We start from the raw sequence: 20,153 nt of genomic DNA on the forward strand, positions 1-20,153 counted from the left end.
CCGCTGCGGTGCATTCCGCACCGCTCCATTCATATCTTGGAGGAATTATGGCTATCGATGTCTACCTGCAAATTGACGGTATCCGCGGCGAATCGGCCGACGATAAACACAAGGATTGGATCGAATGCAAGTCGGTCAGCTGGGCGGTCAGCCAGCCCAAGTCCGCCACCGCGTCGACCGGCGGCGGCCACACCGCCGAGCGCTGCGAACATCACGACATCACCTTGATGAAGCTGGCCGACCTGGCCTCGCCGGTGCTGCTGCAAACCTGTTCGTCGGGCAAAACCATCCCCAAGGCCAGGTTTGAATTCATGCGCGCGGACGGCCAGGGCGAGCGCGTCAAGTATTTCGAGATCGAACTGGAAAACGTGCTGGTCGGCGCGGTGTCGCCCAGCGTGGAGGAAGGCGACATCCTGAGCGAGCATGTGGCGCTGAAGTTTTCGAAAGTGAAGTGGCGCTACACGCAGCAAAAGATCGGCGGCGGCGCGGGCGGCAATACCGCCGGCGGCTGGGACCTGAGTACCAACCGCATCGCGGCTTGAAGCCCGCGCCAATAAAAACAGCCGCTACAAGCGGCTGTTTTTATTGGCGCGGCAACGATTAGTTGCGGTTGCCTTTGGTGATGTCTTTCACGGCTTCCTTGGCGTCGCCCAGGCCTTTTTGCAGCTTGCCTTCAGCTTGCTTGTTCAGGCCCTTGGCTTGCTGCTCCGAGCTGCCGACCAGCTTGCCAGCCTCTTCCTGGATTTTGCCGCCGACATCCTTTGCCGTACCTTTAACTTGATCTTTGTTCATGGTGAACTCCTTAATGGGATGAAGCTACAGGACACGCAGCGCTGTGCTGTGTGCATGAGGTCCACTATAGGCAGGCGGCGGATGGCGCTCTGTGCGATTGCGCACCCACGGCGGCAATCAGATCTTGCGCCAGACGCTGGCCAGCCAGGGCTGCTGGTCGCGCGGCAAGCCTTCGGGACGATAGTAATGTTGGACTGCGATAAATCCTGCTGCCAGCAGGTAACGCTCCCAGGTTTCGTAGTCGTAGTAGCTGCCGTAGCGCGGGCCGTTCCAGCCTTCGCGGTTGTCGCCGCGCGGATTGGAGCTGAACAACACGCCGCCGGTTTTCAGTGCGGCATGCAGGTCGCGCAGCACCTGCGGCAGCGCGGCGCTGGGCACGTGGAACAAGGAGGCGTTGGCGTAGACGCCGTCGAAAAAACCAGCGGGCAGATCAAGTTTGACGAAGTCCTGCCGCCACGCGTCGCAGCCGCTGTAGGCGCGCGCCATCTCGACGAATCGCGCCGAGCCATCGACGCCGATCGCTTCGTGGCCCATGCTCTTGAAAGTCTTCAGGTCGCGGCCGGGGCCGCAGCCCAGGTCCAGCAGGCGGTATGGCGCGGTGCCGTGTATCGCGCCTAGCAAGGCGGCGATGTTTTGGCTGACGTCGTGGTCGATGGTGCCGGCGAAAAACTGCTCGGCATTGCGCTCATAATGCTGCAGCGTGGTTTGAGTGATCTGCTCGATAGGGTCGGGTTCCATGCCGCCAGTATATACGGCGGGTGCCGAATTCACTCCTTCGACAGACGATCCTATTTCGGCTCTCTGAAACCCTCTATTTTTCTAGAATCCGTACTTTGTGCGGCGCACAAGCCAACCCTAGAGAGGACCGAACAAAAATAGAGAGTTTCAGAGGGCCGGAATAGTAAGGTCCGGCGAAGGATGTGCGACAGGGCGCCCACCGCACATCCTTCCTGCTCAGCTTACCAGACGCGCACCCGGTCCTTCGGCGCAAGGTACAAGGTCTGTCCCGGCTGCACGTTGAAGGCCTGGTACCACGCGTCCATATTGCGGACGGTGGCGGTGCGCCATTTGTCGGGCGCATGGCCGTCGGTCAGGATCGCGCGGCGCAGCGCGGCTTCGCGCTGTTTCTCGCGCCAGCTCATCGCATAGCCGGTGAAGAATTGCTGGTCCGCTTCCGCCGTCACGCGCTTGTTGTCCAGCGTGGTGTGGTAAGCGTCATACGATGCCGCCAGCCCGGCCAGATCGGCCAGGTTCTCGCTCAAGGTCTGCTGGCCGTTGATGGCCAGATCCGGGAACGGCTTGTACGCCGAATACTGCGCCGCCAACGCCGCCGAGGCCTGCTTGAAATGCTTGCCGTCGGCCGCCGTCCACCAGTCGCGCAGGCGGCCTTGCGCATCGAACTGCGCGCCCTGGTCGTCGAAGCTGTGGCTGATCTCGTGGCCGATGGTGGCGCCGATGCCGCCGTAGTTCATCGCGTCGCTGGCGCCGGCATCGAAGAACGGCGGCTGCAGGATCGCGGCCGGGAAGTTGATCGCGTTCTGCATCGGCATGTTCACCGCGTTGACCAGCTGCGCCGGCATGCACCACTCGGCGCGGTCCACCGGCTGATGCAGCTTGGCCAATTGCTGCTGCGTATGCACGCGTTGCGCGCGCAGCAGGTTGCCCAGCGCATCGCCCGGCGCCACGTCCAGCTGCTCGTAGCTGGCCCACTTTTCGGGATAGCCTATGCCCACGTACAAGGTCTTCAGCTTGGCGTGCGCCTCCTTCCTGGTGGCCGGGGCCATCCACGCCAGCTGGTCGATGCGGGCATGGAAGGCGTCGATGATCTTGCCCACCATCTGCTGCAAGCGCTGCTTGGACTCCGGCGGGAAATACTTGGCGACATAGACTTTACCCAGCGCATCGGGCATGGCGGCGTTGACGGCGGCCAGGCTGCGCTTCCAGCGCACCGATTGCTGCGGCGTGCCGTTCAGCGTGCGGCCATAAAAGTCGAAGTGCTGGTCGGCCAGCGCCTTCGGCAGCGCGCTGCTGACCTGGTTGATGCGGTGGAAGGTGAGGAAATCCTTCCACGTTTCCAGCGGCGCCGACTGCACCAGCTTGGCCGCGCCGACTATGGCGGTCGGATGCCAGACGATGAATTTTTTCTGCTCGCCCAGGCCGGCGCTGGCGAAGAAGGCTTGCCAGTCCAGGCCCGGCGCCTTGCGCGCGAAATCGGCGGCGCTCCAGTTGTTGTTGGCCTTGAGCACGTCGGACGACACTTCGCGGCTGGCGTGCGCCAGCGCGATCTTGCGTTCCAGTTCGAACACGCGCGCGGCGCGGGCGTCGGCGTCGGCGATGCCGGCCAGCTTGAAGGTGGCGGCGATGTGCGCCTGGTATTGGCCGCGCAGCTTTTGCATGGCCGGCGTGGCGTCCAGATAGTAGGCGCGGTCCGGCATGCCCAAGCCGCCCTGCAACAGGTAAGGCGTGTAGTGCGCCGAGTCCTTCAGGCCTTGCGCGATCCACAGGCCGAACAGGTTTTCGGTGAAGAAGTTGGTGGCGTTGAGCGGATCGACATCGGCTTGCAGCGAGCCGCCCAGCGCCTGGGCCAGCGCGCGCTTGTCGCCGATGGCGGCGATCTGTTGCAGCAGCGGTTGCAGCGGCGCCAGGCCCTTGGCTTCGATCCCAGCCTCGTCCATGAAGGCGGCGTAGTAGTCGGCGATTTTTTTCGCCTCGGCGTCGGCCGGCTGCGCCGCCATCGCCTCGATCAACTTGACGATGCGCTGGTTGGTGTCCTCGATCAGCGCGTTGCCCACGCCCCAGCCGCTGCGGTCGGCCGGAATCTCGACGCTGTTGAGCCAGTCGGCGTTGATGTAGTCAAAGAAATCGTCGCCCGGCAGCACCGCGCTGTTGGCGGCGGCGGTCGATGGGGCGGCGGAGGTCGGCTCGGCGCGCAGCGGCGCGGCCAGCATCAGGGCGGCGCATATGGCCAGGCTTAACTTGCTTGCGGATGGGTGCATGGGAGTCCCTTGGTCGTGGATCTGGTTGAGTGTCAGGCGTGGTACGCCAGCGTGCACTGTATCGCCGCGGCGCGCCCGGCGATGCTGCTTTGCGACGAACGGCGGATTTGACGGAATAGATGGTAGCAACTCGGCAGAAAAGAGACGCCAGCCCCGCAAAATTGTTTCATTCAACGGGCGAATCGCTATATAGTTAGCCTATAGCAACGCGCTAACAACCCAGGAGATAAATATGAAACTTGATGCCCTGTTCCAGAATCCAACTGCGTTGCCCACCGCGCCCAAGGTCGTGGAAGAGCTGATCAGCAGTTTCGACAAGGCCAGCGTTTCGACCGAAGAGATCGCGAAGAAACTGTCGACGGATCCGGTGCTGAGCGCCAAGCTGCTGCGCCTGGCCAACTCGGCCTACTACCACGTCTCGCGCAGCATCGGCACGGTGGAAGACGCGGTGCTGATGCTCGGCTTCGTGACCGTGCGCACGCTGGTCATCAGCTCCGGCCTGGTCAGCGGCTTCAAGACCGTGCCCGGTCTCGACCTCAAGCAATTCTGGCGCTACAGCCTGCACACCGCGGTGTCGGCCAAGTGGATCGCCAAGAAAACCAAGGAAAACACCGACCTCGCCTTCACCATCGGCATGATGCACGCCATCGGCCAACTGGTGATCCACTCGGCGATGGCCGAGCAGGCGATGGCGCTCGACAAGGTGGCCGGCCCGCTGGACTCGCGCCGCCTGGACGCCGAGCAAGCCTCGTTCGGCTACACCTTCGCCGACGTCGGCGCCGAGCTGGCCAAGCGCTGGAAGTTCCCGCTGACGTTCTCGGAAACCATCCTGGCCTTCCCCGAGCCGCACCACAACGGCGAGCTGAACCGTCTGGCCGCCGTGGTCTCGCTGGCCGCCTGGCGCGCCCGCGTCGAGCAGGCCGGCCTGAGCGAAGACGAAATCGCCGCCTGCTACCCGTCCGACCTGGCCGAGGAACTGGGCCTGGACGACAACGCGCTGATCGACGAGATGCCGTCGCCGGACGAACTGAGCGCCGGCCTGGAAGAGCTGGTCAAATAAGCCAGCTTGCTGTTATCGCCACGGAAAGCCGCCGGTTTTGCCCCGAGCGGCTTTTTTTCGATCTTTTTCAAATATTTTTTCAAAACACCCTAAAGTTCCCATTTAAGGCGACGTTAATCAGGACATGCGGTAATCCGTTTTAACTAGCCAGGGTGAGAACATGACCTCCACCGAAGTCCTCTCGATGTACGAAAATATTGCCGGTTTGACCAATCAAATGGCCGCCGCCGCACGTCTGGGTGATTTCGACGGCCTGAACCGCCTGGAAGCGCAATGCGCCAGCGAAGCCCGCGCCACCGCCACCGGCGTACCGGCCCTGAGCGGCGCCCCGCGCCTGCGCAAGATCGACCTGCTGAAACAAATCCTGGCCAACGACCGCGCCATCCGCGACGTCACCGAGCCTTGGTTGAACAATGTACCGGGCGTGACGCATCAGTAAAATGCTGAGCTCCAATTAAAAAAGCGCCGTCAAGGCGCTTTTTTCATGGTGGGGTCAGTTCCGGCATCGTGCCATGTGGCGCAATGCCGGAACTGACCCCAAGTACTTAGCCCGCCAACGCTACCTTCAGCGACAACGCGATGCCCTGCGCCGCCTTGGTGATCTCGTCCAGCGACGGGAAACTCGGCGCGATACGGATATGGCTGTCCTTCGGATCGTTACCGTAAGGGAAAGCCGCACCAGCCGGCGTCAACGTGATGCCCGCCTCCTTGGCCAGCGCCACGGTGCGCTTGGCCGAACCGTCCGGCGTCACCAGATCGATGAAGTAGCCACCCTGCGGACGGGTCCACGACACGCCCGGCACGTCGGCCAGATAGTGCTCGAACTGCGCCAGCACCGCATCGAACTTCGGCTTCAGCAACAAACGATGCTGTTCCATCAACGCTTCCACCGTCGCCACATCCTTCAGCAGGCGCACATGGCGCAGCTGGTTGATCTTGTCCGGGCCGATGCTGCGGATACCCGCATGCTTGGTCCACCAGGCGATATTGGCGGGCGAAGCGGCCAGCGCGGCGATGCCAGAACCGGCCCAGGTCACCTTCGACGACGACGCGAACACGATCGCGCGGTCCGGGTTGCCGGCCTTGGCGCAGGCGTCCAGGATGTTGGCCACTTCCAGCTTTTGCTCGCCCAGATGATGGAAACGATAAGCGTCGTCCCACATCAGGCGGAAGTCCGGCGCCGCCGTCTTCATCGCCGCCAGGCGGGCCACCACGGCGTCCGAATACACCACGCCACCCGGATTGCTGTACTTCGGCACGCACCACATGCCCTTGATGCTGGCATCCTCGGCCACCAGTTTTTCCACCAGATCCATGTCAGGACCGGCTTCGGTCATCGGAATGTTGATCATCTTGATGCCGCGCGCTTCGCAGATGGCGAAGTGGCGGTCGTAGCCCGGCACCGGGCACAGGAAGGTTACCGGCTCGCGCACCCACGGCGCATTGCCGGGCGTGCCGTTGAGCAGGCTGTAGATGATCACGTCATGCATCAGCGACAGGCTGGCGCTGCTGTCGACCACCACTTGCGCGGCCGGCACGTCCAGCAGCTTGCCGAACAGTTCGCGCGCTTCCGGCAGGCCGATGGTGCCGCCGTAGTTGCGGCCATCGGTGCCGTCGGCGGCCTTGTAGCCGTCCAGCGACGCCATCAGGCCATTCGACAGATCCAGTTGCTCGGGCGCGGGCTTGCCACGGGACATGTCCAGTTTCAGGCCGAGTTGTTTGAAAGCCTGGTATTGCTCGTGATGCTGAGAAGGGAGATCTACTGCGGTCATAGCGCTCTTTCAGTATGGGGAAGACGGAGGGGGTCGAATACTATACCCCAGATTGTCTGGCCTCGATAAGAGCGTACAGTTATATACTTATTACTGCTGCATCATTGATTCCGGCGTGACTTCGTGCAGCGGCGGCGCCTCCATCGGCTGGTCGCCCTCGCCGGCCGGCTTTTTCTTGCGGAATCCCTGCCAGATTTTCAGCGGCCCGCTGCCGCGTTTCTTGCGCAGGTAGAAGTAGCCGCCGGCCCCCAGCAACAAGGCCAGCACACCGGCGCCGGCGGCGATCAGCGGCAGATTGCTGGCGGCCGGTTCCGGCGGTTTTTCCTTTTTGTACTTCAACTTGGGCAACACGCGCACCTTCTTGACCGGCGCCGAAGCCGTTTCAGAAGCCGCTGCGGAGACCGACGCCGCCCCGCCGGAAGCCGCCGCGCTTGCGGCCGCCGCGTGCGCCGCCGATGCTGACGCCGATGCCGGCGCCGCGTGCGCTGAAGCAACCGCAGCATGCCCCGCAGCCGTCCCGCCCTTTGCCGCCAGCGCCCCTTGCAGCAGCTTCACCTTGCCCTCCAGCTCGACGAGCTTGCTGGACAACTCCACACTGTGCGTATCCAGCGCCGCGCATTCCTTAGCACTCATGCCCGACGGGGCGCAGGCGGCCGGAGCCGCCGGCCGCTTCACGCCCTTAGGCAGCGGCAACGGCGCCAAGGGCAACAAAGCCTGCGCCACGCCCAGCGGCACGCCGCCGTCGGCCTGCGCCGCTTCGCTGCTGGCCGACGGTTTGGCCGGCGCCGGATGTGGCGCCAGGCGAGCCGTCGAGCCCATCGCATCGGCTATGCGCTCAGGCAAATTCCGCACCGCCGCCGACGGCCGCCGCGACGGCGCCGTCCGCACACCAGCCGGTTCGCCCACCTCGGACTCATGCGCCGACGGCATCGGCGCCGGCCGCGTCCGGTCCCGCACCGCCGCCACGGCCGGCGCCTCCGCTACCGCGACCGGTACCGGCGCCGGCGCCGCCTCCCTGACCGCCCGCTCCGCCCTGGCCAACGCGGCCGCCTGCGCCGCCGTCATGGCCGGCGGTGGCGGCGGCGCCGGATTCGGATCCGCCTGCAGCCACACGGTGGCCGCGCGCACATCCTGGCGCCCGGCGGCGCTCAGCTCCAGGAACAAATGCACATACTCGGCATCGATGGCGCGGGTGGTGGTGACATGCAGGAACTGCCGGCCATCGCGCCGCACCACCGACAGGCGCAGCGAGGCCAGCGCCGGATTCATCGTGATATTGGCGCCGCGATACACATCCTGCTGCGCCAGCCGGACCTGCAGGGCCGACACCTCGTCCGGCGCCAGCTGCACCAGTTCGATATCGGCCGCCAGCGGCTGGCCGATGTAGGAACGCACGGCGATATCGCCCAGCTCCGCCGCCGGCGCGGCGGCCGCCAGCAGCAAGGCGCCGGCGCAAGCAAAGATCGTGGTCAGGAATGGTGTGCGCTGCATGTCGGGGTCGCTTGGACGCGAATTCTTAAAGTGTATCAGCTATAACGGCTGATTTTCCCGGTTTTGTAGCCCTAGGTTAATTTTTCAAGACTGCGCTACACTGGCAGCCAGTTAGCAAACACACATGATTGCCTCCGCGCGCAAAGGAAAAACCATGAACACCAGAAGTGAACGTGACAGTTTTGGCCCGATCGACGTCCCCGACCACCAGTTGTGGGGCGCGCAAACCCAGCGCTCGCTGGAACACTTCCACATCTCCACCGAGCGCATGGCGCCGGAGCTGATCCACGCGCTGGCCAGCGTCAAGCGCGCCGCCGCCCGCGTCAACCTGGACCTGGGCCTGCTCGAAGGCGCCAAGGCCATCGCCATCACCCAGGCCGCCGACGAAGTACTGGCCGACAAGCACCCGACCGAGTTCCCGCTGGCCGTCTGGCAGACCGGCTCCGGCACCCAGTCCAATATGAACATGAACGAAGTGCTGGCCAACCGCGGCTCCGAGCTGATGGGCGGCGTGCGCGGCGAAGGCCGCAAGCTGCACCCCAACGACGACGTCAACAAGGGCCAGTCGTCGAACGACATCTTCCCCACCGCCATCCACGTGGCCGCCGCCCAGGCGCTGGCCAACCACGTGCTGCCGGCGCTGCGCGCGCTGCGCGACAGCCTGCACGCCAAGGCCGAAGCGTTCGCCGACATCGTCAAGATCGGCCGCACCCACCTGCAGGACGCCACGCCGCTGACCCTGGGCCAGGAATTTTCCGGCTACGTCGCCCACCTCGACTTCGCCGAGCGCGCCATCAGCACCGCCCTGCCCGGCGTGCTGCAGCTGGCGGCCGGCGGCACCGCCGTCGGCACCGGCCTCAACGCGCACCCCGAATACGCGCACCGCATCGCCGCCGAGCTGGAGCACACGCTGGCCCTGCCCTTCCGCAGCGCCGACAACAAATTCGCCGCGCTGGCCGGCCACGACGCCCTGCTGTCGGCCCACGGCGCACTGAAAACCCTGGCCGCCGCGCTGATGAAGATCGCCAACGACGTGCGCTGGATGGCGTCCGGCCCGCGCTCGGGCCTGGGCGAGATCAGCATTCCGGAAAACGAGCCGGGCAGCTCCATCATGCCGGGCAAGGTCAACCCCACCCAGTGCGAGGCGCTCACCATGCTGTGCTGCCAGGTGTTCGGCAACGACGTCGCCATCACCATCGGCGGCGCCTCCGGCAACTTCGAGCTGAACGTCTACAAGCCGCTGATCGCCCACAACTTCCTGCAAAGCGCGCGCCTGCTGGCCGACGGCATGCGCAGCTTCGAGCAACATTGCGTGCACGGCATAGAACCCAACCTCGGCCGCATCGCCGAGCTGATGGAACGTTCGCTGATGCTGGTCACCGCGCTGGCGCCGCACATCGGCTACGACAAGGCCGCCACCATCGCCAAGCAGGCGCAGCACGAGGGAACCACATTGAAGCAAGCCGCGCTGGCGCTGGGCTACGTCAGCGCCGAGCAGTTCGAGCAGTGGATCGTGCCGCTGGACATGACCCGTCCCGGCGCCAAGGGCTAGCCCCAAGAAGGCGGTTCAAAATGAGCGTGGCTAGGCGCGGCGACGAAGACAGTGCGCTTGCACGGCAAGGAGCTGCAACGACGCCACGGTCATTTTGAGCCGCCTTCTTAGAAGCCGTAGGAGTAGCGCACCCCGGTCAGCCAATCCGGCCGGGCGCTGGCGTCGTGGCCGGGATTGACCCGCCACATCACCGCGCCGGTCAGCTTGCCCCCGCGGCCATCGCGGCCGAACGAGGTGGTGTAGCCGAACTCCAGGTCGCGCTCGGTCGCGGTCGGCCGCAGGTTCAGGGTCGGCGCGCCGAACGCCGGCGCGCCCGGATCGCCGGACTGCGGCGCCGAGCCGCTGTATTGCAGCGTGCCGGAACGCACCTTGGCCGGCACCGACAGGGTCACCGCAAAGCGGTCATGGCTGTTGAACACCTGGCGGGTCGACAGGCCCACGCTGAACGCCATCGTCCGCACCGACGACACTTGCGCGATCAGGCTGTCGGGATTGCCGATGCCCTCGGTCTTGCCGTAGGACGCCATCAACATCAGCGCGCTGCGCGAACTGAGCGCATACCCCAGCGACAGCGAGGTGAAGGTGGTGGTCGGCCGCGTGCTCATGGCCAGCGCCGGCGACTGCTGCGAACCCAGCGCCGAACCGGTCTCGCGCAAGATGCCGATGGTCACGATGCCGACCGCGCGCCCCATTTTCTTTTCAAAATCCGCGCTGGTGAGGAAACGCTTGCTGTGCTCGTTAAGCATGGGCCCCAGCGGATCGAGCAGCGCCAGATTGTCCGGCAAGGCGCCGAAATGCAGCCGTGGCACGCCGCTGTAGGCGGCGCCGTAGCGCGGCGCGGCGTCGCTCTGCAGTTGCTCGCTGAGCGCCAGCTGCCGGTCCGCCGCCTCGAACAGCAAGGACGAATTGGCCCGTTTTTCAAACGCGGGCGGCGGTTTTTGCAGGGCAAAGGGATCGGATGCGGCGGCGCCCGCCAAGCCGGATAGCGGACAAATCAGGACTGCGACTGGCCAGTAGAGCTTATTCATGATGCAACTCACTGAGGGCAAACCATGCTGCACAAAAATTCAGCAGTTAACTCAGGATAGCAACTTTTTTTCCAGACGGCAACCTCAACCGTGCGGGATTCGAGGAGTAAACTGCGGCCCTGTCGGAATGCCGCTACACTACTGAAAGTAAGCGGCGACGCCGATTTCACATCATAGCAACAGAGGATAAAATGCAGAAAGTAAGTTTTGAATTGAGCGGGGAGTTTGTTGAGCTGAATCAGCTGCTCAAGCTGGTTGGCCTGTGCGACAGCGGCGGCGCCGGCAAGATGCTGGTCGCCGGCGGCGGCGTCAAGGTCGACGGCAAGCAGGAATTGCGCAAGACCGCCAAGATCCGCGCCGGCCAGCAAGTGAGCGTGGGCGACATCCGCATCAGCGTCGAGGGCGCGTGAATTGATCTTGCATTTGGGCAATAACGACCTAAGCTGAAGGTCAGGACGGGTGGGCGCGTTTGATCCGGCGCAAACCGGCGGACCTGACCGCCGATATATTGGGGATGGCCTGCTACCCGGCTTGTTCAACCAGCTTTCTTACGACCAGGGGAACGTCATGGACGATCCTGCACACAATATGCAAACGCAGGAACGCCTGCTCGACGACCTGCGGCAAGTGATCGAAAACGCCGAGGAGTTGCTCAAGAACACAGACCAGTACAACGGCGCGCTGTACCAGACGGCCCGCGCCAAGCTGGCGCAGGCGCTGCTGACCGCCACCGAAGAACTGGCGCGCTTCGAAGACACCCAGCTCAACCGCATGATCGAGCTGACCGCCGCCGCCAACCGCCTGCACCGGGACCTGACCGGCGAAGCGAAAATCCTGCGCGCCTTCCGCCCGACCTAGGCCGCCCGGCGACCGGCCAGCCATGCATCCAGCGAAAATTTACCCGGGCCAAAGGCCACCAGCACCAGCAGCATCGCGCCCCAGTAGAAGTGGTCGTTGATCGCGGCCGGGCATTCAAAGCTCAACAGCTGCGGGTAGGAAATCACCGCCATCGCATTCACCAGGAACAGCGCCAGGGCCGCCGGCCGCGACACCAGTCCCACGCACAGCAGCAGCGGCAGCGCCAGCTCGCCGGCCGCGCCGCAGTAGGCCGCCAGCTCGGGCGGCAGCAACGGCACCCGGTACTCGTCGCGGAACAGCGCCAGCGTCGCGCTCCAGTCGCCGACCTTGACCAGGCCGGCCTTGAAGAATTGCCAGCCCACATACCAGCGCAGCGCCAGGCTCATCAGGGAACCGCCCCACGCGGTCAGTGCCGCGTCGTAGCGGGTTAATTGTCGGTGCAGTCCGAGGATAGTTTTCATCATTGCGCTTTCAAAATTAGTTAGTCGCCGCTAGGCGTCTATCCTGACAATCAAGGCGAAATCTATCCATAGGCGCAAATTGGCGGCGAAGTCGTAGTCATCGTCACGGTCGAAGGCCGCGTCCAGCGCCGCCCCCAGCGTGTCGCCGGCCGCCAGCACCGACAGCGCCGCATGGCTGGCCGCGCTCAGCGGCAGGACCTGGGTTTTCCAGTGCGGCCGCGTGACCAGCCCGTGGGACGGCGCCGCCAGCTCGTCCGGAAACGGCACGCCGCTGCCGGGCTGGTGCGCCTGCCACAGCGCGACCGTCGCCCAGTCCGACGCCAGCAGCGTGCAGGCCGGATGCAGTTGCAGCCGCGCCGTTTCGATCTGCTCCGGCGTCAGCGCCGCCATCTGCTGCGCCGTCACGCCGGCGGCCGACGGCGCGTAGTGGGCGCGGTGCAAGGTCCACTCCAGCGCCGCCATGTCCGGCAGATACGGGTAATCGGCCACATGCGGGAAACTGCGCAGGAAGGCGCCGAAGTGCGCGCCGAAGCGGTTCAGGTCGCCGCTATCGGAAGGATGGGCATGGCCGTAAGCCTGCGCCAGGCCGCCGAAAAATTCTTCGCCCACCAGCATCTGGATCACCGGATAGGCCGCGCCCAGCACCTTGCTCCAGGTGGCGCCGAGGTTGCCGCGGTACAGCGCGTAGCGATGTTCCTGGTGCTCCCCCTTGAACAGCGCCAGCGCCGCCGGCGTCAGTCGCGCGTCGAACAGCGCTTCGGCGAACACTTGCTGGCTGGCGGCCAGCGCCGGCGCCTGCTCGCCCACCGCTTCGTCCTCCGGCACGGCCGCGCGCGGCGCGCCGGCCACGGCCAGCGCGGCATGGCGGCGATGCAGCACCGCAGCCTTGTCCGCCTCGCCCAGCAGCACGCCCAGTTCGGGAATATCGGTGTCCCACTCGATCAAGGTCGGCAGCGCGCCGAAGCGCTGCAGGGCCGCCTCGTACAGGCGCCAGACCGGCTCGGCCACCGTGTCGCCGTGATGGTCGATCACCGCCCGCGGCGTCACCAGATGGCCGGCCAGATGCATCTCGCCCACCATGCCGGGCCGGATCGCGGCCAGCGCGGCCAGCGCGTCCTCGCCGTGGTTGCATTGATTGACGTACAGGTTGTTAATGTCCAGCAGCAGCCCGCAGCCGGTGCGCGCCGCCAGGGCCGCCATGAATTCCGCCTCGCTCATGGCGTCCTGGCGGAAGCGCACATAGGTCGACACGTTTTCCAGCAGCAGCTGGCGCTTGAGCGTGTCCTGCACCCGGCCCACGCGCGCGCACAGCAGGTCGAGCGCGGCCTGGTCCAAGGTCAGCGGCAAAAGGTCGTTGAGCTGGCGGTCGCCGACGGCGCCCCAGCACAGATGTTCGGACACCAGCATGGGTTCGACCCGCTCCACCAGCGCGCGCACGCGTTCCAGGTGATGGTCGGAAAAGCCGCGCGCCGAGCCCAGCGCCAGCCCGACGCCATGCAGGCTGATCGGATAATCGCGTCGCAACTGCTGCAACACGTGCCAGTCCCAGCCGGCTTGATCGAGATAGTTTTCGGTATGGACTTCGAGCCAGGCGGCGCGCGGCCGCTGCTCGACAAACTGGCGGTAATGCGGAGCCCTCAGCCCCACGCCCACGCCCGCCAAAGACTGCGCTGGACCGGGCAAGGACATGGCTCCGCGACCGCCGGTTGCGATTACTTGGCTGGCGCTGCGGTTTTGCCGCCGGCTTTTTCGCACGTGCCCTTGGCCACGTATTTCCACTCGGCGGCGCCGTTGTCGGTCTTCGACTGGCCGGCGCAGGAGTGCGAACCGTTGGCGGCGGCGCAATCGTTCTGGCCGGCCTTGGCGATGCCGAAGCATTTCTCTTTTTCAGCGGAAGCCGACGCGGTGGCGGCGGCAGCGGTGCCGACGGAAGCGGCGCATACGGTGGCCAGGGCGGCGGCGATCAGGGCTTGACGTTTATTCATGGTAAGTCTCCTCAATGATGGAAGTTAAGTTCAACGTGCAACGAAAATCGTCTGCAACTGTACGGTAGTCGGCAAACAGCGCTCCGGCCTTACACTTTTTTTAGAATTTTTTTCGCAAGATCTGCAAGCAGAAGCAGCGTACCAGCAATAACGCGCGCGCGCATCATTCTGTTGACAGGATTCAATTCGGGAGGGGAGTACCGGGCGCGAACACACGCCGGCACGCTGCGCACCGGCCGGCGCGCAGAGCGTTCACGCGGCGCCTGGCGGGCCGCGGCGATGCCGTTCAGGCAGTCGTGTTGATGGTGTTGCCGAGATGCGAAGGCAGATTCGGCGCCGACGGCACCGGAGGAATCGCCTCGATCAGGGCAGCCGCGCTCGACGCCTGGATATCCTGGGCTTTTTTCAATACCGCGATGCCGACCGCCTGCTTGGTGCCGGTGTCTGCAATCGTGGTTGCTACTTGAGCAATACCTGAAACGTCCATGTGATTCTCCAGTAAGGCGTATCACTTTATTTACGGACGTTCCGGGCGTAACTTTAGGCGTTTGCTGAAACTTTTTTCAGATGGCCGGCCAGCCAGGCCAGCACGGCCTGCGGCTGGTTCAGATCCAGCCAGGCCAGGCCCGGGCGCAAGTCCGCCGGCGCCGGCTGGTCGGAAGCGACCGCGATCACGCGGTCATCGCCGGGATACAGCGGCGGCTTGCCGGTCGCGGCGCGATACACCTCCAGCTTGGCCACCGGATAGGACTTGAAGCCTTCCAGCAGGGTCAGGTCGGCCGGAGCGAGGCGGTCCAGCTGCTCGTCCAGCGACGGCTCGGGCGCGCCGCGCAATTCGCGCACGATCGCCACCCGGAACGGCGAGGCCACCATCACCTCGGCCGCGCCGGCCCGGCGCAGACGGGAACTGTCCTTGTGCGGCGGTTCCAGCTCCAGGTCGTGGTGGCTGTGCTTGACGACATTGACTTTCAAGCCCTGCGCGGCCAGCCCGGCGATCAGCAATTCCAGCAACGTGGTCTTGCCGCTGCCCGACGTTCCGGTGACCGCCAGCACGGTGCGCTCGATTTCTCCCTGCATTGCCTGACTCTCCACTGCATCATGTTGCCGCCATTATACGCAGCAACATCGGAGCGGGGACGGCGGCGGCTTACTCTTCGTTCAAGGCCTTGAAGCGTTCGCTGCGGGCGCTGCGCGCGCCCAGCAACAGCAATCCGAGGCTGATGAAGCCGGCGACATGGGAGCCGGTCTCCTGTTGCGCTTGCGGTGCCTGCCCGGCGGCGTGGGCGCGCGGAACGGCGAAGGCTGCGGCGATCAGCAGCGGCAGCAATTTCCAGTGTTTCATCGTATTTCCCGTGCATGAATGTCAATGATAAGAAAATATCATTGCAACATGACGGGCGGATGACAGCCGTCAATACGGAACCCGGTAGCGATAGCCTTTGAAATTGAATACCGCCTCGCGCGGCTGCAGTTTATCCAGGACCAGGCCGGGGGCGACCTCCTCGCCTTCGTGGCGCAGTATCTTGTCGATCAACAACAGGCGGTCGGCAGGATTCTTGGAATAGATGTAGCCGCCCACGGCGATATGCGGGATCGAGCGCTGTATCGGTTCCGGCAAATCTCGCAGGTTCTGGACCGCTTCTTCCTGCGCGACGGCCGGCTTGGCGGATTTTTCCACCACGGGCGCCGCCGCAACCGGCTCCGGCGCTGGATGCGGACGCGGCGCCGGCGTCACCGTCGCCACCGGCGGCGGCAAGGCGGCCGCCAGCGGCTGGCTCTCCACCGGCGCGGCTGCGGCGACAGCGGGCGCAGGCGCAGGTGCGGCTGACGCGGCGACTGGCGTGGCCACCGTTGCGGCTGGCGCGGCGGCTGGCGCCACCGCCTGCTGCGCAGGGCGCAGCACCAACACCAGCAACACCGCGATCGCCACAGCCATCGCCAGTAGCGCGAGCACCACCGGCTTCTTCAAGGCGCCGCCCGCCGACTTGCCGTCCGCCGCATGCAGCGTGGGCGCGTGCAGCGTCGGCGCACTGCCCAGTTGACGTTCCGCCTGCGCCTTCTTCAGCGCTTCCAAAATATAAGACATATTATTTCCCTGCCGCGCTGGCCAACAAGCGCGGCTCCTGCACGCCGCCCAGCTGATACAGCCGGATGAAAGTTTTCGGACCGGCCACGCCGTCCGCCTTGAGATGTTGCTCGGTCTGGAATTCGGTCAGGCGCGCGCGCAGGCCGGCGCTCAGCGGCTGATCGTCCTGCGGCTTCTTCAGGCCATAGATCTGCGCCAGCCGCCGCGCCAGCCAATCCACATCGGGACCGTGATCGCCGCCATGGACCTCGTCGCGCCAGCTGCGCGGCGCGCGCCAGAAGGTCGTGAACTCGCCGTCGAAGCGGGCCTCCAGCGCGTCCAGGCTGATGCTTTGCGGCTTGCCGCCGGGCGCGGCGATGGTCGCGCTGTGTTCGTCCATCGCCGTCAGCAGCACGTAGTTGGGCGCGGTGGGATCGTCATGCAAGGCCAGCATCGCCGGGCGGTCCAGCAGACGCAGTTCCGTCACGCCACCCTTGACCTGCAAGCAGCGCAGGTTCAAGCGCGCCGCCGTCGGACAAGGCTCGCCGTCCGGCAGCGCCAGCCCCCAGACCGCCGCCAGCTGGCGCAAGGCCGCCGCGCTGCCGCCTGCCGCCGCGGATGCAGGCACAGGCGCCGGCCCTGCCGCCGGCACAGGCAACGCCGCTGCCGCCGTCGAAGGCGCCGGCGCCGCCGCTTTCGCCGCCTTGGGCAGCGGCGCTCGCGCCGTCGCCGAAGCCGCCTGCGCGCCCGGCAAAACCGGTTTCGCATCATGCGCGGCCAACTGCCACGCCGCCACACTCAACACCACGCCGCCCAACACCCCGGCCGCCACCAACGGCCAGCGCGCCGCGCCCGCGTGCGCGCCTTCGCCGCCGATCGCCGCATCCGGCCGCGCAAACACCTCGGCCGCCGCCTTGCGCAGGATGGTGCGCGTCACCTGCGGCTGGTTCTCGACATACGCGCCCAGCAACGCCCGGTCGCACAGCAGATTGATACGGCGCGGCACGCCCTTGGCCAGCTTGTGCACCAGCCCCATCAGCCCACGCGGAAACGGCGCGATCGCCGCCGCGCCCGCCACCGCCAGGCGGTGCTCGATATACGCCCCGGTCTCCGCCTCGCTCAGCGAGCCCAGGTGGTAGCGCGCAATCACCCGCTGCGCCAGTTGCTCCAGTTCCGGCCGCGCCACCATCGCGCGCAATTCAGGCTGGCCGATCAGGATGATCTGCAACAGCTTGCGCTCGCTGGTTTCCAGATTGGTCAGCAGGCGCAGCTGCTCCAGCACCTCGGCCGACAGGTTCTGCGCCTCGTCGATGATCAGCACATTGTTGCGGCCCTGCGCATGGCTGGCCAGCAGGTAGGCATTGATCGCATCCACGTAAGCCTTGACGCTGACCGCCCCCGCGCCCGGCGGCGCCAGCGCGATGCCGAACTCGTCGCAGATCGACAGCAGCAGCTCCTCCACCGACAGCTTGGGATTGAAGATATAGGCCAGCTTGCAGTTCTCGGGAATCTGCTCCATGAAGCAGCGGCACACGGTGGTCTTGCCGGCGCCGATCTCGCCGGTCAGCAGCACGAAGCCGCCGCCGCTGCCGACGCCGTACAGCAGATGCGCCAGCGCCTCGCGATGGCGTTCGCTCATGAACAGGTAGCGGGGATCGGGCGCGATGGAAAACGGCGATTGCTTCAGATTAAAAAAATGCGTGTACATGAAGACCCTGGCGATGCGCTACTTCAAGCGCCGGCGCACCGGCGGCGGCTGCACCGGCGGCAAGGGCTTGAACTTGGCGCAGTAAATCTTGGATTTGGTATCGAAATACACGATGCGGCTGGCCGGCTTGGCCTCGCGCACCGGATAGGCCGAGCTGTCGATTCTCGCATAATGCAGGCCGACCTGGGTGATGATGGCCTGCTCCAGCTCCTCCGGCGTGGCCTCGGCCACCGCGCCGACGAAGATATAGGTGCTGGTGTCGTCGCTGACCATGACCTCGGAAATCGGCTTGCCCCACAGATTGGCGCCGTCGGTCTTGAACCAGTAGGCGCCGCCGTCGTGCTTGTACGCCGGGCCGAAGGCCTTGAGCAGATAGTCGTAGTAATACAGGTTGTCGGTCTGGTCGCGGCACAGCAGGCCGTTGCCGACGATGGTGCCGAAGGTGGTCGGCACTTGCGCGGCGGCGGCGCAGCAAGCCGCCGCCAGCACGGCGGCCAAGGCGCCGCGCAGCAAGCGCGTAAACGGCGGCATTATAATTTCTGCAACCAGGACCGGTTGGCGCTGATGCGCGCCTTGGCGGTAGCAGGCAGGGCTTCGTAACAGCCAGGATATTGTTTCAAGGCGCTTTCCCGAATTTCCTTCTGCAAGCCGTTAATCAAAAAAATATACAGCACCGAGCCGTCTTCCGTGTTTTTCGTCCCCATGTACCTGATCATGTGCGCTCCTTTGACCTGCGCAGGTGTTCCCCGGCAATACATCTTACGTCCATTATGACATTAACGGTCGCGCCGCACTGAAGTTGAATGACAGTTCATCACCGTTTTTTTGCAGCTGATCCCCTCATTCCGCGCGTCCGTCCCATTCCGCGCGCCGGCCGGCTGCGTTTATCTTATCGTTCAATCCTCGCCACTTCCCATAATCGAGATAAAAATGAAGCAGACGACCAAACACACCGCGCTGGTTTCCGCCCTGATGCTGGCATCGCTGGCCAGTTTCGCCGTCCAGGCCGACACCAGGCAGGACGGCAAAGCCGACGACACCATCGGCACCGAAACCCGCACCGTGGCGGCCTTCAGCAACATCGCCATCAGCGGCCCGTTCCAGGTGATCGTCACCGCGCAGCCGGGCAACGCCATCGAGCTGTCCGGCCTGCGCCGCCAGTTCGCCGAGATCGAAACCTCGGTCAGCGGCGACACTCTCACCGTGCGCCAGCCGCGCAAGAACAAGGGCTGGGTGTTCAACTTCGGCTGGGGCAAGAAGGACAGCAAGCCGCCGATGACCATCCGCATCAGCGCGGCCGGCCTGAAGAGCCTACGCAACTCCGGCAGCGGTGACGTTGATCTGCAACAATTCCAGGGCCAGCAGCTGAACCTGACCTCCGAAGGCCCGGGCGACATCCACGCCAGCGGCGCCGTGCGCGACCTGACCGTCACCGCCTCCGGCAGCGGCGACCTCGACCTGCGCACGCTGAAGGCGGCCAGCCTGAACCTGACCATGAGCGGTCCCGGCGACGTCAACGCCGGCGGCATGACGCAGGACGTCAACCTGACCGTCAGCGGCTCGGGCGACCTCGACCTCGGCGACCTGCACGCGGGCAAGATCAACGCCTCCATGCACGGGCCGGGATCGGTGTCGCTGCACGGCACCAGCAAGGAAATCCGCGCCGAGATCGCCGGCTCGGGCGACCTGGAAGCGTGCTCGCTGAACACCGAGGCAGCCAGCGCCATCTTGCACGGCCCGGGCGAAGCCTGCCTGGCCGGCGCCATCAAGAAATTCGAAGCGGAAGTGCACGGCTCGGGCGACCTGACGGTGCGCGGCCTGCAGGCGCCGAGCGCGCGCGCCCTGCTCAGCGGGCCGGGCAATATGAACCTGTCGGGCAGCGTGGGCGTGCTCAGCGCGGAAGTGAGCGGCTCGGGCGATCTGGAGGGGCAAGCGTTGCAGGTGGCGCGCGCGGTCACGCGCAGCCGCGGCCCGGGCAACATCATCCTGAGCAAAGTCAGCGACGCGCTGGACGCCGAGTTGAGCGGCTCGGGCGACCTGAGCGCCACGGCCGCCTGCAAGAACGTCAAGCTCAACATGCACGGCCCGGGCGAGGTCAAGCTCGAAGGCAAGACCGACACCCTGGTCGCGCAGCTGAGCGGTTCCGGCAGCCTGCACGCCCGCCAGCTGTGGACCAGCCAGGCCGACGTCAAGGTGAGCGGCCCCGGCAACGCCGTCGTCAACGTCGCCGACAAAGCCGTCACCTACGACCGCAAAGGCCGCAGCCAGTAAAAATCCGGGGTCAGATACCGTCTTGAATGACAAGCCCTTTCGATAGGTAATTGGGATCGAAAGGCTTGTCATTGTGTATCACCCCATAAATTAAGTGGGCCAGTTTGTGCATAA

The 20,153-nt window shown here is 65.2% G+C and carries 23 protein-coding genes; 7 read left to right on the forward strand and 16 right to left on the reverse strand.

What is annotated here, in order from left to right; genetic code table 11:
* Positions 1 to 47: 47 nt before the first annotated feature.
* Positions 48 to 542, forward strand: coding sequence for an Hcp family type VI secretion system effector (locus tag RUGAMON1_RS29535; protein ID WP_445233862.1), 495 nt, complete (start codon positions 48 to 50; stop codon positions 540 to 542).
* A gap of 58 nt (positions 543 to 600) precedes the next feature.
* On the opposite strand, the gene RUGAMON1_RS29540 is transcribed toward RUGAMON1_RS29535, so the two are convergent.
* The 3 genes from RUGAMON1_RS29540 to RUGAMON1_RS29550 all read right to left on the reverse strand — a co-directional run bounded on the left by RUGAMON1_RS29540 (position 601) and on the right by RUGAMON1_RS29550 (position 3,788).
* On the reverse strand, positions 601 to 792 hold the full coding sequence (locus RUGAMON1_RS29540; protein ID WP_445233863.1) for a CsbD family protein: 192 nt from the start codon (positions 790 to 792) through the stop codon (positions 601 to 603).
* 117 nt (positions 793 to 909) lie between these two features.
* A complete protein-coding gene (locus tag RUGAMON1_RS29545) occupies positions 910 to 1,530 on the reverse strand; it encodes a class I SAM-dependent methyltransferase (protein ID WP_445233864.1) in 621 nt (206 codons plus the stop codon).
* Between the two features lie 221 nt (positions 1,531 to 1,751).
* Positions 1,752 to 3,788, reverse strand: coding sequence for a M13 family metallopeptidase (locus RUGAMON1_RS29550; protein WP_445233865.1), 2,037 nt, complete (start codon positions 3,786 to 3,788; stop codon positions 1,752 to 1,754).
* A gap of 232 nt (positions 3,789 to 4,020) precedes the next feature.
* On the opposite strand from RUGAMON1_RS29550, the gene RUGAMON1_RS29555 reads away from it, so the two are divergent.
* Positions 4,021 to 4,848, forward strand: coding sequence for an HDOD domain-containing protein (locus tag RUGAMON1_RS29555; protein ID WP_445233866.1), 828 nt, complete (start codon positions 4,021 to 4,023; stop codon positions 4,846 to 4,848).
* Between the two features lie 160 nt (positions 4,849 to 5,008).
* Positions 5,009 to 5,287, forward strand: coding sequence for a flagellar protein FliT (locus tag RUGAMON1_RS29560; protein WP_445233867.1), 279 nt, complete (start codon positions 5,009 to 5,011; stop codon positions 5,285 to 5,287).
* A gap of 106 nt (positions 5,288 to 5,393) precedes the next feature.
* Here the strand turns inward: RUGAMON1_RS29560 and RUGAMON1_RS29565 are convergent, their stop codons facing one another.
* Both RUGAMON1_RS29565 and RUGAMON1_RS29570 read right to left on the reverse strand, forming a co-directional pair.
* Positions 5,394 to 6,620, reverse strand: coding sequence for an aspartate aminotransferase type Ic (locus RUGAMON1_RS29565; RefSeq protein WP_445233868.1), 1,227 nt, complete (start codon positions 6,618 to 6,620; stop codon positions 5,394 to 5,396).
* Between the two features lie 90 nt (positions 6,621 to 6,710).
* Positions 6,711 to 8,111 carry a type IV pilus assembly protein FimV gene (locus RUGAMON1_RS29570; protein WP_445233869.1) on the reverse strand — a complete coding sequence of 467 codons (1,401 nt, stop codon included), beginning with the start codon at positions 8,109 to 8,111 and terminating at the stop codon, positions 6,711 to 6,713.
* 154 nt (positions 8,112 to 8,265) lie between these two features.
* On the opposite strand from RUGAMON1_RS29570, the gene fumC reads away from it, so the two are divergent.
* Positions 8,266 to 9,663: a class II fumarate hydratase gene (gene fumC / locus RUGAMON1_RS29575; RefSeq protein WP_445233870.1), complete on the forward strand. Its 1,398-nt coding sequence runs from the start codon at positions 8,266 to 8,268 to the stop codon at positions 9,661 to 9,663.
* Between the two features lie 107 nt (positions 9,664 to 9,770).
* Here fumC and RUGAMON1_RS29580 read toward each other — a convergent pair whose 3' ends face one another.
* Complete coding sequence (locus RUGAMON1_RS29580; RefSeq protein WP_445233871.1) at positions 9,771 to 10,691, reverse strand: hypothetical protein; 921 nt, start codon at positions 10,689 to 10,691, stop codon at positions 9,771 to 9,773.
* A gap of 191 nt (positions 10,692 to 10,882) precedes the next feature.
* Here RUGAMON1_RS29580 and RUGAMON1_RS29585 point away from each other — a divergent pair, with 191 nt between their 5' ends.
* Together RUGAMON1_RS29585 and RUGAMON1_RS29590 are read left to right on the forward strand one after the other, a co-directional pair.
* Positions 10,883 to 11,101, forward strand: a complete 219-nt coding sequence (locus RUGAMON1_RS29585; RefSeq protein ID WP_116993472.1) for an RNA-binding S4 domain-containing protein — start codon at positions 10,883 to 10,885, stop codon at positions 11,099 to 11,101.
* A gap of 157 nt (positions 11,102 to 11,258) precedes the next feature.
* On the forward strand, positions 11,259 to 11,549 hold the full coding sequence (locus RUGAMON1_RS29590; protein WP_445233872.1) for a hypothetical protein: 291 nt from the start codon (positions 11,259 to 11,261) through the stop codon (positions 11,547 to 11,549).
* On the opposite strand, the gene RUGAMON1_RS29595 is transcribed toward RUGAMON1_RS29590, so the two are convergent.
* The 10 genes from RUGAMON1_RS29595 to RUGAMON1_RS29640 form a co-directional block, all read right to left on the reverse strand.
* Complete coding sequence (locus tag RUGAMON1_RS29595) at positions 11,546 to 12,010, reverse strand: DoxX family protein (RefSeq protein WP_445233883.1); 465 nt, start codon at positions 12,008 to 12,010, stop codon at positions 11,546 to 11,548. The genes RUGAMON1_RS29590 and RUGAMON1_RS29595 overlap by 4 nt on opposite strands.
* 30 nt (positions 12,011 to 12,040) lie before the next feature.
* Entirely contained in the window at positions 12,041 to 13,699 is a 1,659-nt protein-coding gene (gene bufB, locus RUGAMON1_RS29600; protein WP_445233873.1) for an MNIO family bufferin maturase, read from the reverse strand.
* Between the two features lie 23 nt (positions 13,700 to 13,722).
* Positions 13,723 to 13,995 (reverse strand): BufA1 family periplasmic bufferin-type metallophore, encoded by a 273-nt coding sequence (locus tag RUGAMON1_RS29605; protein ID WP_445233874.1) that lies wholly within the window; start codon positions 13,993 to 13,995, stop codon positions 13,723 to 13,725.
* 286 nt (positions 13,996 to 14,281) lie between these two features.
* Positions 14,282 to 14,482, reverse strand: a complete 201-nt coding sequence (locus RUGAMON1_RS29610) for a YjfB family protein (RefSeq protein ID WP_008446074.1) — start codon at positions 14,480 to 14,482, stop codon at positions 14,282 to 14,284.
* Between the two features lie 53 nt (positions 14,483 to 14,535).
* Positions 14,536 to 15,072, reverse strand: a complete 537-nt coding sequence (gene mobB / locus RUGAMON1_RS29615) for a molybdopterin-guanine dinucleotide biosynthesis protein B (RefSeq protein ID WP_445233875.1) — start codon at positions 15,070 to 15,072, stop codon at positions 14,536 to 14,538.
* A 70-nt stretch (positions 15,073 to 15,142) separates the two neighbouring features.
* A complete protein-coding gene (locus RUGAMON1_RS29620) occupies positions 15,143 to 15,337 on the reverse strand; it encodes a hypothetical protein (RefSeq protein WP_445233876.1) in 195 nt (64 codons plus the stop codon).
* 69 nt (positions 15,338 to 15,406) lie between these two features.
* Positions 15,407 to 16,081 (reverse strand): general secretion pathway protein GspB, encoded by a 675-nt coding sequence (locus RUGAMON1_RS29625; RefSeq protein ID WP_445233877.1) that lies wholly within the window; start codon positions 16,079 to 16,081, stop codon positions 15,407 to 15,409.
* A gap of 1 nt (position 16,082) precedes the next feature.
* Positions 16,083 to 17,768, reverse strand: coding sequence for an AAA family ATPase (locus RUGAMON1_RS29630; protein ID WP_445233878.1), 1,686 nt, complete (start codon positions 17,766 to 17,768; stop codon positions 16,083 to 16,085).
* Between the two features lie 18 nt (positions 17,769 to 17,786).
* The gene (locus tag RUGAMON1_RS29635; protein ID WP_445233879.1) at positions 17,787 to 18,299 is read right to left on the reverse strand and encodes a hypothetical protein; all 513 of its coding nucleotides are present in this window, start codon (positions 18,297 to 18,299) and stop codon (positions 17,787 to 17,789) included.
* On the reverse strand, positions 18,299 to 18,484 hold the full coding sequence (locus RUGAMON1_RS29640) for a hypothetical protein (protein ID WP_116993482.1): 186 nt from the start codon (positions 18,482 to 18,484) through the stop codon (positions 18,299 to 18,301). The genes RUGAMON1_RS29635 and RUGAMON1_RS29640 overlap by 1 nt, the downstream gene beginning before the upstream one ends.
* A 214-nt stretch (positions 18,485 to 18,698) precedes the next feature.
* On the opposite strand from RUGAMON1_RS29640, the gene RUGAMON1_RS29645 reads away from it, so the two are divergent.
* On the forward strand, positions 18,699 to 20,039 hold the full coding sequence (locus RUGAMON1_RS29645; RefSeq protein ID WP_445233880.1) for a GIN domain-containing protein: 1,341 nt from the start codon (positions 18,699 to 18,701) through the stop codon (positions 20,037 to 20,039).
* The last annotated feature ends 114 nt before the right edge of the window (positions 20,040 to 20,153 follow it).

Origin of the sequence: Duganella rhizosphaerae (assembly GCF_040364205.1) — a bacterium.
GTDB classification, from domain to species: Bacteria; Pseudomonadota; Gammaproteobacteria; order Burkholderiales; family Burkholderiaceae_D; genus Rugamonas; species Rugamonas rhizosphaerae.